Here is a 14419-nt window from a genome sequence, read left to right as displayed (position 1 = left end):
TGCAGTCGTTCAATCCGTCCGTGTGCCGGTGATCGTGGCTCGGCAGTCATAGCGGCACTACTTCGTCACTTCAGCCCTCGAAAACAACAATCGTCAGGAGCAGCTCATGATCGAATACGATCTGGATACTGCGCATTCCACCCTTCTGGTGCGTCCCAAGTCCGCATTGGACAAAAGTGACTTCAGTGAACTTGCCAGGGCGGTTGACACCCAGATCGAGGCAACGGGCGATCTCGCCGGCCTAATCATCGACGCCCCGGAGTTCCCGGGTTGGGACAGTTTCGGAACGATGGTCACCCACTTTCGTTTCGTCCGGGACCATCACAAGCGCGTCAAAAAGGTAGCGATAGTCACCAATTCGCACATCGGAGATGTCGCCGAGCGGCTGGCGTCGCACTACGTGTCCGCCGAGGTGCGCCATTTTCCCGGTGAGCAGCTCGAGCAAGCACGGCAGTGGATTAACGGCGGCGCCGATGCCGGCCAGGCAACCGACTCACGGCCTGGAGCGCGGCCCCAAGCACCTCAAATCGAAACCCAGAGTCGCCATTCCGACTGGCGGCCAGTATCAAATGGAGGTATTGCAATGAGTTCGTCACAAGAGTCGCAGCACAGCACACGCATGTTTGCTCGGGTGCTCGGGCCATTTCTTATCATCTCTTGTGTAACCGCTGTGTTCCGCGCGGCAGACATGCGGGCACTGGTTACAGACTTCGGAGCGAATCCGGTATGGCCCTGGGTAACAGGCGCTTTCATGCTGGTGGGCGGCCTTATCATCGTCGCGCTTCACCAGTACTGGCGAGGGGCCGCAGCAATCATCGTTTCTCTAACAGGCTGGCTTCTGGTGTTGCGTGGGCTCTTTCTGCTGGCGTTTCCAACGGCCTTCATGTCGATGGCGAACTCGGTGCTCGGGGCGGACGCGCTGTGGCGCACGGTCTGTGTCTGCTTCGCGTTAATCGGGCTTTATCTGACTTATGTCGGCTGGACGCCGGCACCAAGTAGATCGATCTCGCAAGCGGCAAGCTCGACCCCAGATCTGCCGCGTGCAGCGTGAATCTGAATCCCCACAAGCTTCAACAAATCGACGAACGGCAGTGGACCATGAGTCAGAATGTAGTATCTATAACCGTTTTCACGATTACCGTTGCGCTGTTGATGGCGCTGACATGATCACGTACACCAAAAAGCTTGGTGGCAAGCGGCTTTCGCTGGCATTCGCCGCGTTCCCTGAAATATTCGACAACAACGACGGCAGCCTGATCGAAAGCATCTATTACATTCCCTGATCAAGCTTGAGTCGCTCTACCGATACCTTCGCAAGTTCGATTCATTCGATCAACGCCGGTATGTGCTGTTATCGATGCGACACATCCCGGTCGCTCTGGTCGTCCTGCTGTCGCTGGAGTTCATGCCGCGTCGGCGGGATCTGGCATCGCATAATTATCGACCACACACCTCCTGGCTGGCCACCATGAAAGGAAGCATCCACAGCGCCAGCCACAGTTGGCTGTAGCCGAACTGTGCGGGTCTGGCTGTAGGTTGCGATGCCTGATGGGTCGTCGTCACTTGAGCCAGTCACAAAGCCCGGACCGAGCAGTCGCCACGCCGATTTGGCGCGGGACCGCAGCGACATCCGGCAATCGCGACACGCATCCGCAGACCACGCAGGTTCGCTCCTGCTCTGGGTCGGCGGAAGCAGGCAGTCAGAACCGATGGGGTACAGTTAACACGCCGGTAATCTTGCCGGCCCTCAGGGAAGACCGCTCGTTGAGCGTTGGGCCCACCGCCCCGCCACGACCTCGTCGCCTTCTGAGACTTCTCAGAGGAATTTATGTCTCCCCTCGCCAGTACCCCTTTTCTCAGCGCGTCCGAACAGTGCGAGTGCAACCTTCCGGCGGTTTCCTTCGCACTCCCTGCTGGTTCCACCGCGATCGTCTACTGCGAGGGCCTGTTCGGCGAGCAGGACGGTAAGACCGCCAACGGCCTGGTCAGGCACTCGGAGAAGTACGAGGTCCTCAGTGTCATCGACAGCCTCCGGGCCGGAGTCGATGCCGGGAAATTCCTCGACGGCATCGCGAACGGCATCCCGGTGCTGGCATCGCTCGCCGAGGCCATCTCGAACGCCGGCCGCGTACCTGACTACCTGATCTGTGGGCTGGCGCCTGCCGACGGCCTGCTGTCGGACGAGCAGCGGGTCGTGCTGCTCGACGGCATCGCCCGCGGGATGCACATCATCAACGGCCTGCACGAATTCCTCAACGACGACGCCGAGTTCGTGGCGGCAGCCCTGATCGCCGGCGTCACCATCACCGATGTACGCCGACCGAAGGCCAAGCGCGACCTGCACCTGTTCTCCGGCCGGATCTTCGACGTCACATGTCCCAGGATCGCGATCCTGGGTACGGACGGGGCGATCGGGAAGCGCACCACCGCCACCTTGCTAGTCCAGGCCCTGAAAGCGCGCGGCATCAAGGCGGTCATGGTCGGCACCGGTCAGACCACCTTGATCCAGGGCGGGAAGTACGGCGTCGCGCTGGATGCGCTGGTCCCCCAGTTCTGCTCGGGCGAGGTCGAGCACCAAGTCGTCGCCGCGTTCGAGGGTGAGGAGCCTGACGTGATCGTGGTGGAGGGCCAGGGCGCGCTCAGCCACCCCGCGTACATCACGTCGGCTCACATCCTGCGGGGCAGCCGCCCGGCCGGTGTGATCGTGCAGCATGCACCGAAGCGCAAGGTGCTCGGCGACTTCCCGATGATGCCGATGCCGACGGCGGCCAGCGAGATCGCACTGATCGAGGCGTTCGTCGACACCCGCGTCATCGGGGTCACGATCAACCACGAAGAGATGACCGAGGACGAGCTGAGCAACGCGATCTCGGAGCATCATTTGCAGCTCGGCCTCCCGGTCACCGACCCTCTGACGCGCCCCGCGTCGGATCTGGTCGACATGGTGCTGACGGCTTTCCCCGCGCTCGCGATGGTGGCCGAAACCACCACCCCGGTGTGACGCTTCGGATCGAGACCGATCTCGACAAGATCGAGCAGAACACGCGGGTTCTGGTTGACCGGCTTGCCGCAACGGGCGTCCGGGTCACTGGGATCACCAAGGCCGTGTTGGGCTCGCCGGGAGTCGGCGCGGCAATGCTGCGCGGAGGCGCCCGCGGAATCGGTGATTCCCGGATGTCGAACCTCGCTCGGCTGGCCGGGCTCGACCCGTCGCCGTCACGCACGTTGATCCGCTCACCCATGCTCAGCCAAGTGGCACGGGTCGTTGAGGTCGCCGACGTCAGCCTGAACACCGAGGCCGTGGTGCTCGCGGCGCTCAATCAGGCCGCCTCCCAACAGAAGCGGACGCACGCCGTCGTGCTCATGGTCGAGCTGGGTGACCTGCGCGAGGGCATCGCGCTCGCCGACGCCCCCGCGGCCGTACGGGCCGTCCTCGGTCACTCCTCCCTCCGGCTGGTCGGGCTCGGCGCCAACCTTGCGTGCCAGAACGGTGTCATTCCCGACGACCGCAACATGGGCATCCTCAGCGGGCTCGCGAACGACATTGAGGCACGGCACGGGATCTCGCTCGACGTCGTTTCAGGCGGCAATTCGGCGAACCTGAACTGGGCTCTGCACACTCACGACGTCGGCCGGATCAACGACCTCCGACTCGGCGAAGCCATCCTTCTCGGCGTCGATCCGCTGTACCGGACACCGATCGCCGGCCTGTTCACAGACGCCTTCACCTTGACCGCCGAGGTCATCGAGGTCGCCATGAAACCGGCTCAACCCTGGGGAGATCGCGCTCAGGCGGCCTTCGGCGTGGCGCCGTCCCGCACCGGCACCAGGACCGTGCACCAAGCAATCCTGGCCCTTGGTCGCCAGGACGTGGACCCGGACGGTCTGCAGCCACCCGAGGGAATAACGATCCTCGGGATGAGCAGCGACCACCTCATAGTCGACCTCGGCGATCACCCCGTCGCGGTCGGCGACGAGATCGACTTCGGTGTCGGCTACGGCGCACTCGTGCGGACAATGACGTCGCCCTTCGTCGTGAAGATCGAGCACCGTGGCGGTTCTAACCCCGTTGTCGATCGCGTTGACGCCGGAATCAGACAGAGCTAGAGGCTTTCGCCGCTGCCTCAGAGCTCACCGCTCTCCGCTGGGCCAGCTATTCAGCTAATACCGGTGTGATAGCGAAAGGGCGCGTCTCCGCCGGCGGACGTCATCGGTGGAGCCGTGCCGCCGCCTGATCGTCACGCGGTTGGGGCGGCCTCCAAGTATCCGTTCACACAGATGTGCACTTCCGCCAATCCTGATTGGTCTGCATCCGTACCACCGAACCCGGCGCTGAACGTGAGGTTTTGGACGGGACCGGCCACATATATCCGGGTCGCCGAGTGGAACGCGAACCACCGCTCGGTGATCGCGTCGTTGATATCGCCACTGTAGAAGCTCTGGATCCACGGGAAGAACGCCAGCGGGTTCGCGGGCCGACCCAGCACGTCGATTTCGCCCATGATGAGGGGGGCGAGCGTGCCGGGCTGCAACACGCATTGCGCTGACACATTCTCGATCACCAGTCGCATTCCCGCCGGCACAGTGCACGCGACATTGATCGACAGGACACCCGTCTTTTGGATTGAATTCCACCCGGTCGCTTGCACGACATCCCAGTGGGTGGGCAAGTCAGGAATCGACAGAACCTGGCCCGGGGCGATCTTGTTGGGGTCAGCCAGATTATTCGCGGCAGCTATCAGACCGAAATAGGACGCATCGCCGTAGAACCGCTTCGCGACCGCCGACAACGTGTCCCCCGCCTGGATTTGGTATTTCCGGCTCATCTGCGCCTCCTGATCTTTCGTTACGGTGCGGCGTAGGAATTCGACTGTCTTGCAAAGTAACCGGTGAGATCAAGTTCAGAACGGCAACGGATGAGCGGAGCCCGGGTGATTGCAGTACGAATGTTCGCAGTTGCCCTCCGGGTCGGCGCGAGGCGGTGCGTACTGTTTACATCCGTCCGGATGGCTGCACGGCCGGCCCGTCGGGGGAGGTGGAGGAAGTGGCGCTGTTTTCCGGTATGAGACGGTCACCACATCGTTATGCAGAGATGCCGCCGAGGCCAAGGTGTCGTTGCTGGCGACGGTCAGGGTCTGCACTTGCGGACCCGACTTGCTGGGGTCGTACTGGACTTGGATAACTCCGCTACTGTTCGGGCCGATGTCGTCGGGTGGGATGACGGAAAACGGGTCTTCAAGACCAATGGGTTGCAGCGTCAACGCACCCGTGCCGTTGTTGGCGATCTTGATACTTCCCAGAAGAACTGCGGATGCGCCTTCGTCGCTTTGAAAATCCAGTGTGGGCACGGCATTGATCCACGGTTGTCGCGTGTCGCTATCGTCGCCGGCGACCACCCCAGTGAAGCTGCGGGGTTGTTTGTCGCCGTTCTGGATCTGCAAGGTCCAGGTGCGGCTCCCAGATCGCTGCACGTTGAGGACGATGCGGTATATGTCGAAGGTCTCTTCGAAGTATTCGGCAGTCCCCGCCGTCGCGCCGTTTTGGTCCATGATCGAAAGCTTCGAGGGCTGCGCGGGAATCACCGCTGCTTGCCCGCCGGCACTGAGCAGAAATGTCGGGTCCTCAGCAGGGTTATCCGTCGGGAAATCCACGTCGGCCGGAAGACGGGCGACACGCATCGTGATGACGGACGGCGAGCCCAAGCTGGCTTCGGTGAAGGTCATCGCCGCGCTACGTTCACCCGTCGGGACAGTCAGCGGCGCGTCGGGCGGTGTGGGCAATACTTGAAATGGTGCGGTCATGACGAATCCTCCTTGGTCCGTGCGGGATATCGGAGCGAACAAAGCCGTAATGGGAATGCGCAGCCGCTCATAGCTCGACCACGTCGAAGTAGCAGAGCCGCTGTATGTTCGACGAGCCTTGGGACACGCCCTGCGGATCCGACGGGTCAGCGAGTGAGCCAGGCAGCACAAGGAACTCCTGCACCAGCAGACGCATCGGGGTGCTGCCCGGGGTGTTCGGCAAGGTCAGGGTTGCGGCGCGGATGCTGGCGGGAGGAAGTCCGGTCAATGGCGTCCCCCGCTGCTTAATGTCGCTGTCGTACCACAGAGTCGGGTCGCCAGATGGCGCCGGACCGCTGACGACGGTCGCGTAGAACTCGGTAACTCTCCCCGACGGCATCGGCCCGGCGACCGATACCGAGGCCGTCGTTCCCGATATCGAGACCGTGAGTGTGCGGTCAGAAGGTGGCTGATGAAAGCCGGCGTCGACGGTGGCGGACAACTGGAGACCGGGCAAGGCATCGGGTTGCAGCCGCGCCAGTTTGAGGTGGACAAGCGGATAGGGGTTGGCAATCTTCACGTCGCAGAACCACAGTCGGCGGATGGGATCGAACTCGACCTGGTGTCCCATCGCCCATAGCTGAGCGTTGGTACCGGCCGGCTTCGTCGGGTCGGGCACCGAAACCAGCTGGCTGGCGGTTGCCAGCGGCAGGTCAACCTGTCGCAGCGGCGCACTGGCACCACCGTCCAAAATGGGATCGGCACTGTAGTGGGACGTGAGATCGAGCGCGGGATCTCCGCTGAAGGTGGCGTCTTGGGCCGCCAGCACCGCGAGCAGTTCGCCTTCACCGGAGTCAAACCAGGGTCGCCGCAGATAAATTCGCAGATAATTGCCCATGCGTCGGCTCACGGTGGTCGATCCCGATCGCTGCGTCCTCCATTGGAAAGCCGGCACTACCGTCTGCACGACAGGAGCTGCGGGCGCGGCGCTAGCAAGCAGGGTCACCGTCTGCGCGGGTCCGCTGGTAGTGATCGGCGGGACCACGAATTCGACTGTGACAGAGGCGCCGTCAGGCACCACGCCGCCCGGGATGCGGGTCACGGTGCCGTTCACATTATCGATGGCAACGTCGCGGTCAATACCGTAAACCGTTGCCGGGTCTGCCGTATCGTGCACGATGACTGTGCCCGGCGCGAACTGGGTCGCCACTTGAGCCGGCGTCTGTCCGTTGAGCTGCACGGCAACGCGCTGGGCAAAGTAATTGGCGAACCGCGATGTCGCCACCGGCGTGCAGGTCAGTTCGTGGTGGCGGGTATCGCCGATCTGGTAAGTGACGTCGAACGACGCTGATACCGAACCCGAGATCGCTGTATCGTCGGGCAAGAGGTCAGCGCTGCGTTGAGCAGATACCGGGGCGGGCTGGTTGGGGTCATCGACGGTGTCGGTCCATTCAACGTGCGCATATACCGAATGTGTTGTGGCGCTGTCGGCTTGGAGACTATCGTCGGTAAGTTCGCAGCTCGTCGAGCCAGCGGTGCGGCTAGCGGCCAAGTCTCCGAAAGCTGGCGGCTGGGTGGGGCAGCGCACCGCGTGCACAAGCTGCACTGCCAGCGCTGGGCATAATTGACCCAGCGTTCCGGCCGAGGCGGCGGCCTGCATTGCAGACACCGTCTCGGGTGATGCGTTGGCCGCGAACCAGTTCCACGCGCCCATCAGTTCTACGCTCCCGTCAACCAAAGAGCTGCTGAGGTTCACCACACTGACGGTGCCGGGTGCGGACGTGACCGTGATCGTTGCGGCAGCGGAGTCGACAACGGCTGCACCAGTGGCGGTTTGATCGCCAGCAGCCAGCACCAAACGCACTGAACCCAGCTGGTACCAATTGCCGCCTTCCGGCCATGGTTGGCTGATCTGCGGTGCACCCGGAAGACCAGTCACGGTCACCCCGGCGGATATCGGATCGGGTAGCCACGGCAGCGGCACAGTATCGGCGTCCACGTAGGGTGCGTTGTTTGCACCGGGGTCCGGGGTACCGGTGACCACCGCAGCGTCGCGACTGACGAGCAGCGAATAAGCCGCCGGGTCCGGGCGATTCTGGCGTGCCACGTCGAGCGCACCGTGAGTTTCCAGGGTGAACACCGCCGCTTTCGGTGCAAGCAGGTGCCGTTCGCAGGTCGGCCCGGCAACAGAGGCAGCGGGGTTGCTGTTATCAGTGCGCACCACCAAAACGTGGGCGGACTCGCCGGCGGTCACCGCTCGGCGCGGGACGACTACCGGTGCAGGGACCGGGTCGTAACGGTGATAGCGCAGGGCAGGTGTGCTGGGGACTGCGGTCGAGGAGCTGGCGGCGAAGGGAACGCTGGCGCCGGCCAGGTCGACCCGGCGGGCGCGTAGTTGGTAGGAGCGTCCGTAGCGCAGCGCCGGCAGGCTGCCCGGAGCGGGCACGACCGCGGCGTGATACGGCTGGCCCGCGTCTGGCGCAGGGATCGGATCGGCGACTTGGCCGTTGCCGTCGAGCATCTGCCCGGGTGGTGGCGCGACCAAACTCCATCCGTTCCAACGAAACAGCGACTCGTGCACCAAACCCGTCGGCTGTTCATCGGTGCCCTGATGGGCCATGCCCGCACTGACGTATCCCTCATCGTCGACGACGGGGATCGCCGGTCCGCTGGAGATGGTGTAGGTGACTTGCCGTTGGCACAACGGATACCAGTGCTGCGACGCCGTGTCGAGAACGTCGACGCGATAGCCGTGCCAGATGTCGTCGGCGGTGAGCGTGATGTCTCCGCCATCGTGGCCCGCCGTCAGATCGGAGTTGAGGGCTGCGGCGCGGGCGAGCGCAGCTTGCAGCAACTGATCGCGCCCGGCTTCGGCGACGAAGATTCCGTCGGACCGCAGCGCCGGCGGCGAAAGTACCGGTGGCTGATCGCGCGATGCTTGGCTGAGCTGGTTCGCCCAACGAAGCAGAGCCAGACCGGAGCGGTCGGTGTCGACGTCGATGGCGGTATAGGTGTCGGTGTTGTCCAGCGGAAGATACGGCGAGGACGCCGTGCCGTCGGCCTCGCTGAGGGTCAATGTCGCCGCCGCCGCGACGCACTTGGTGCGGGGCCGGTAGTCGCTGATGGCCGCGCCGTGGGTGGGGACAGCCCTGATGGTGATGGCACCGGTCAGGCCCGGTGGGATCACCAGCCGAATACGGCGTTGCAGGCCAAGCTGTCTCGCCAGTGCGGGATGGTCGGCGAGCGCGCCGATGATGGTGTGGAACTCGGGATTGGTAGTTGCCGGGTCGTCATCGGTCAAGACGATGCGGTTCGACAATTTCCTGACGTTCGGCCCTTCCGCTGGGGGCGGCCGATGGAATCCGGCGAGCGCTTGCCAGGCGAGGGTGACCGGGCCGGGGGTTTGCTCGGGCGACGAGCCGCCGCTGAGGCCGACCGTCGTCAGCAGCTGATCAACCGGAGCCCACGGGTCGTCGGCGGTGGCGTGGATCGTATTCGGTGCTTGGGGAAGCAGGCTGGTGTACTGCTGAGCAAGCGATCCGGACACTGTCGCTGCCGGATACGACGTCACCGGAACCGTGGCCAGCGAGGTGAAGGTGAACGGAGCGACCTGTTGGGTCGGCGGGAATATCGCCTGCCACAGCGCCGGGTCGACGGCGGGATCCACCGGCACAGCAGGTACCTGGGTCGTTGTCCCGTTGGGCTGAACAATCTCAACCGCGACGGTCAGCGCCAACGAGGGCCAGCCGGCCATCGCCGGATAGTCGGACAGCTGAGTCGCCGTGGGCGGTGTGCCGGGCGGATCGTTGGTGCCCAGACGGGGGCTGGCCAGGAGAGTAAGCGTTACTGATCCGTCGGTTGCCGGGGCCTCGGCGGGGTCGGGCAGCAGCGTCCACACCACGGTTTGGACGATCATGAGCCGGCCATTGGGGCGAAGGCGGCGCAATGTTGCTGCCACGGCTGGGCAGTGGGGAAAGCTTTGTCGAAGGTGGGGTCTGCGCCGGCGCTGAACGAGCGGCTGACCGAAAAGCTCAGTGACTGGCTGAAAAATGCGACCTGCACGCGCAGGGTGAATTCAGCGCTGCCGGTGAAACGCTTCGGCGGCCCTGATATGTAGGCGAGCGTTAAACAGATCTCCAGCGAGACGCTGATGATCCCGAGCAGGTCCACCTGCCCGTTGGCGCGGAAGAAGCCATCGACCTCCCAGCCCTTGCCTTCGGTGAAGCTGACGTAGATGCCGGCGGTTACCGCCACCGAAGCGCTGGCGACGATCAGGTCGAGCGACGCGGCTGCTCCGAAGTCGAGCTGAGCTTCGAGTTCGTTGACTTTGTCACTCACGACGGTCAGTGCAAAGAAGCCACCGCCGCCGAAGAGCGACACGGTCACCAGGAAGGGCTGGTCGCGAGAGGCGAACGCGAAGCTCGCCTGCACCGGCCTGCCGTCGAGCGGCAGGGTGACCGACGATGAGACAGCCAAGTTCTGCATCAGGAAAGCACCCATCGGAATCGACGGGACAGCCAAGCTGTAGCTGGCGACGAGACTGTTGTCGCGGTAGTCGATCTGAGGAACGTTGCCTGCGCCGGGCAAGTTGTCCAGGAGCTGCTGGAAAAACGCCAGGGCATTGCCGAGGTCCGGCGTCACCGAGGCGATCTTGACGTCGAGCTTCGGGGCGGCACCGGCGTGCGAGGCAAACGACAAGCTGTCGAACGCCACCGTCACCAGACCTCCGGCGAAGGTGAGGTTGAAGGACGACAGCGCGCCGCGCACGTCGGTCACCGGCTGTCCGCCGCCCGTCAGCGAGACGGTGGTCGTGCTGTTCAGGTCCAAGGCGGAGGCCGCTGTTGTGACGAAGTTCCCGACCGTGGTTCCGGCCTTCGCCATCAGCGGTCGCCATGTCACCGAGGTGCGCACCCCGCTGGGCGGCGACGACGGCGCGGAGGGCGTGGCCGTTTGGTTTGCGCCGTAGAGCAATTCGGTGGTGATCTGCGGAACCTTGGTCCCGTCGCCGACCGTAGCGCCCTGCACGATGCCGCTGAGATTGATGAAGCCGAGCAGGAGGGGCGGCGGGCATTGAGCGCCGGCCGCGGCCGAAAAGAAGTCTTTGGGGTCGAATACGCCGTTGGCCATGGCGCCGAGTGAACCGGTGCCGGCCCCGCCTCCCGGTCCGCCGACCAGGCCCGTCACCTGCGACAAACCCACGACCGGCGTGTTGAGGCTGGCCAGACCGCCGGCTCCGGTCGCTCGGGGAAGGAAGGGGACGGCCTGACTCAGCTGGGCGTAGATCTTCGCGGGATTCCCGGTGCCTAACCCGTCGTCGATGTACTGCTCCGGCCAAGACAGGTGTTGTGTCGCGGCTACCTCAGAACTCAACGCGTCGATCGCAGGAATGTGTGCATCGAAGGCGGCCGCATAAGGGAAGGCGGCGAGGCCTCCACTGGCGACACCGCCATTCGATGGCTTTGCGCCGACATAGATGGCGGTGATGTCGGCCATGGTGTCGCTTGGCGAGTCAATCGCCATCCCAATGCGACCGGCCGCGGGACGCTGCTGCTTGTTCTGTTCGTTGTCGTATACGCCGGCGGCTGTTGCCACCTCCGACGGCGACACGGGATTGCCTTGCTGGTCGGTCAGCGGAACGAAGTAGGCAGCTGCGGTGAAGTCGAGCGTGTTGCCGGCATAGTCCTCGGCGGTTAAGTGGAACAGGTAGCGGGCCGTCACCGACGTGTCAGTCCCTGGAATGTTTACGGCCGAGATGGTCGGGTCGACGCCTTGGATAACGGCTGGTTGTACCGACACCATCCGCTCGTTCACTCGCAGCGTGCGAAACGGGAACAGCCGGCCCTGTGATGGCAGTACGGCCACATCGTTGTAGACCATCAGCGGGTTGTCTACGACGACGGTGCTGGTCTTGGTCAATATGGCCGCGCCCAGATCGGAGCTGAGGACGTTGCCGATGCGCTGGGTGACCTGAGTAAGTTTCACCGGGAAGCCGAATGGCAGCAGGAAGCCCTGCTGAACCGTCGTCACGTGCTCGTCGCGACCTAGCACGGCTCGGTGGCGATAACCCGCCAAGCCACCAGCGCCCCGCCCCGCGGCCCACTGGCCGGTCAGATCGATCGTTGCTCCCAGCGCGCTGAGAGTGACCTCTCGCGCGGACAACGGTGCGACCTTGGTGGAGGAGGTGGCGATGTTGCCGCGGGTTGTAGCGTCCAGCGCGGTGAGGCACGTGAGTTGTTGAACCTCGGTGATCGAGGCGGTGGCCGTCAGCGGCATCGGGTCGGTGCTGTTGAAATCGGGTCCGCCACTACCGTCGCCCCACAGCAGGCTGCTATGCCACAGCGAGGTGACCCCGGCTGCGTCAGTGTCCGGCTGCGGGTTGTGTAACCACAGGTCGCGCCCTCCCATGGCAGGCGTGAATACCAAGCCCCACACGCACTCCAGCTGTGCGCTCGCCGCGGCGCTGATCAGGTTGGTCCACGCGAGTAGGCCTGTCGCGGTGAACTCAACTGGAGGTCCGTTCGCCGGCAGATCGAAGACCAGCTGACTCGTGTTGGCGAACAGCGCCGCGGCCGCGTTGGTGACGGGGGCAGCGCCAACGCCTGGAGCGCCTGGTGGAAAGGCCTGTTCCAAGATGGCTTGTGGCGGAAAGCAGATCGTCAGTTGAGCCGACTTGGTGGGATCGGTGGGCGTTAATTTTGATGTTCCGGCCGGATCGTTGACCAGAGTGACGTTGGCAAACGTCACCTGCAAGACCAGAAGATCGTCGCGGCGCTGCAGCCACACTGGATGCTGATCGAGGGATTCCGTGGTCATGATCCTCCCCGCACCACGCTGAGTTCGGTCAGATTACGGCTTGAGCCCGGGTGTGTACATCAGGGATTTCCCTACAATTTCGGCTTCCCCCAGCCGCAGCCACGCCTCCGCCACGGTTCAGGGCATGGTGGCGTGTCGCGGAATGCAGAGTCGCCCCACCCGAGCCCGGCGCCAGGATGCTTCGGAACGCATCGGGATGTGATCGCGTCGACGAACTGGTGAACGCTGGAGTTGTGACTGGGCGCGGACGGCCATGGCCAGCTTAGGATCTATCCGCTACGCCGCTACCCGTCCATACCGCATCCAAATCGCTCAATGACAAGGTGCGGCCGCTGAACGAGGACCTCACCGTGCAAACAACGTCAGAACCTGAGTCACCGCCTCGCACGGCCGGCCGCGCTGAAGGTGTTCGCCTGGCCGTCATGGTCGGCGCGCTCGGCGTCGTGTTCGGCGACATCGGAACCAGTCCGATCTACACCCTCACGACCGTCTTCAACCCCGCCGACCCGCACCCGGTCCCGCTCAACAGGGAGAACGTCTACGGCGTCGTGTCACTGCTGTTCTGGTCGGTGATGACCATCGTCACGCTGACCTACGTCACCCTGGTGATGCGCGCCGACAACGACGGCGAGGGCGGCATCATGGCACTCATCACGCTGCTGCGGCGTCTCAACGGCGACAAGGGACAGCGGACCGTCGCCGGGCTGGCCGCGCTGGGCATCTTCGGTGCTTCGCTGTTCTTCGGCGACAGCATGATCACGCCCGCGATGTCGATGCTGTCGGCGGTCGAGGGCGTCAAGGTCGTCGAACCCTCTCTCGCGGAGTGGGTCGTCCCGATCACCGCGGTGATCACTCTCGTGCTGTTCTCGGTTCAACGCTACGGAACGCACGCCGTCGGTCGGCTGTTCGGTCCGGTGATGATCGCCTGGTTCGTCTCGATTGGCGCCTGCGGCGTGAAGGGCATCCTCGGCCACCCGCAAATCCTCAAGGCGCTGTCGCCGACCTATGCGGCAGGGTTCGTGGTCGGGCACGCCAAAATTGCGTTCTTTGCACTCGCCGCAGTCGTGCTCGCGGTCACCGGCGCGGAGGCCCTGTACGCCGACATGGGCCATTTCGGTCGAAAGGCCATCACCCGGAGCTGGCTATTCGTCGTGCTGCCGGCATGCACGCTGAGCTATCTCGGCCAGGGCGCGCTGGTGCTCGGCGACCAGTCCGCGGTCAGCGCCCCGTTCTTTTTACTCACTCCGCACTGGGCACAGCTGCCCATGGTGCTATTGGCAACCGCCGCAACGGTTATCGCATCTCAGGCGGTGATCACCGGGGCCTACTCGGTGGCATCGGCAGCCGCTCACCTGAGCTATCTGCCGAGATTGCGAATAACGCACACCTCGGAGTCCACCGTGGGCCAGATCTATGTGCCGTGGATCAACGGTCTACTCATGGTCGCCGTGCTCATTCTGGTGTTCGCCTTCCGCAGCTCGGCGGCGCTGGCCTACGCGTACGGTATGGCGGTCACCGGGACGATCACCATCACCACGCTGCTGTTCTTCTACGTCGCCCGGAAGAGGTGGCATACGCCCCTGTGGCTCATCGTGATCGGCGCCGGGTTGCTGTTGACGGTGGACCTGCTGTTCCTCGCGGCGAACCTGACGAAGCTGGTCCATGGGGCATGGCTGCCGCTGCTCATCGCCGTGATTGCGTTCACCGTGCTGTCCACGTGGCAGCGCGGACAGGACATCGTCACCCGATCGCGGACGGAAGCTGAGGGGCCTCTTCGTCCGTTCGTCGATCGGCTGGCCCACACTCAGCCGCCCTTGGTGCGCACC

Annotated in this window: 8 protein-coding genes and 1 pseudogene; 5 read left to right on the top strand and 4 right to left on the bottom strand. The window is 64.0% G+C overall.

Going from position 1 to position 14419, the window contains the following annotated elements:
- Positions 1 to 106: 106 nt before the first annotated feature.
- The 4 genes and pseudogenes from WAN02_RS29890 to WAN02_RS29875 all read left to right on the top strand — a co-directional run bounded on the left by WAN02_RS29890 (position 107) and on the right by WAN02_RS29875 (position 4107).
- Complete coding sequence (locus WAN02_RS29890) at positions 107 to 1051, top strand: STAS/SEC14 domain-containing protein (protein WP_422268998.1); 945 nt, start codon at positions 107 to 109, stop codon at positions 1049 to 1051.
- 106 nt (positions 1052 to 1157) lie between these two features.
- A pseudogene (locus WAN02_RS29885) lies at positions 1158 to 1510 on the top strand (hypothetical protein); the annotation flags it as partial.
- A 318-nt stretch (positions 1511 to 1828) separates the two neighbouring features.
- Positions 1829 to 3001 carry a DUF1611 domain-containing protein gene (locus WAN02_RS29880; RefSeq protein ID WP_422268997.1) on the top strand — a complete coding sequence of 391 codons (1173 nt, stop codon included), beginning with the start codon at positions 1829 to 1831 and terminating at the stop codon, positions 2999 to 3001.
- Positions 2998 to 4107, top strand: a complete 1110-nt coding sequence (locus tag WAN02_RS29875) for an alanine/ornithine racemase family PLP-dependent enzyme (RefSeq protein WP_422268996.1) — start codon at positions 2998 to 3000, stop codon at positions 4105 to 4107. The genes WAN02_RS29880 and WAN02_RS29875 overlap by 4 nt, the downstream gene beginning before the upstream one ends.
- A 131-nt stretch (positions 4108 to 4238) precedes the next feature.
- On the opposite strand, the gene WAN02_RS29870 is transcribed toward WAN02_RS29875, so the two are convergent.
- The 4 genes from WAN02_RS29870 to WAN02_RS29855 form a co-directional block, all read right to left on the bottom strand.
- Positions 4239 to 4826: a LysM peptidoglycan-binding domain-containing protein gene (locus tag WAN02_RS29870; protein ID WP_422268995.1), complete on the bottom strand. Its 588-nt coding sequence runs from the start codon at positions 4824 to 4826 to the stop codon at positions 4239 to 4241.
- Between the two features lie 75 nt (positions 4827 to 4901).
- Positions 4902 to 5801: a hypothetical protein gene (locus WAN02_RS29865; protein ID WP_422268994.1), complete on the bottom strand. Its 900-nt coding sequence runs from the start codon at positions 5799 to 5801 to the stop codon at positions 4902 to 4904.
- A 67-nt stretch (positions 5802 to 5868) separates the two neighbouring features.
- The gene (locus WAN02_RS29860; protein WP_422268993.1) at positions 5869 to 9696 is read right to left on the bottom strand and encodes a hypothetical protein; all 3828 of its coding nucleotides are present in this window, start codon (positions 9694 to 9696) and stop codon (positions 5869 to 5871) included.
- The gene (locus tag WAN02_RS29855) at positions 9693 to 12593 is read right to left on the bottom strand and encodes a hypothetical protein (protein ID WP_422268992.1); all 2901 of its coding nucleotides are present in this window, start codon (positions 12591 to 12593) and stop codon (positions 9693 to 9695) included. The genes WAN02_RS29860 and WAN02_RS29855 overlap by 4 nt, the downstream gene beginning before the upstream one ends.
- A gap of 422 nt (positions 12594 to 13015) precedes the next feature.
- Between WAN02_RS29855 and WAN02_RS29850 the strand changes: the two genes are divergently transcribed.
- The coding region (locus WAN02_RS29850) for a KUP/HAK/KT family potassium transporter (RefSeq protein ID WP_422268999.1) at positions 13016 to 14419 on the top strand (1404 nt) is incomplete at its 3' end.

The sequence above is a fragment of the Mycobacterium sp. genome (assembly GCF_049281135.1).
Taxonomy (GTDB): domain Bacteria; phylum Actinomycetota; class Actinomycetes; order Mycobacteriales; family Mycobacteriaceae; genus Mycobacterium.
This window is presented reverse-complemented; position numbering and strand designations above follow the sequence as displayed.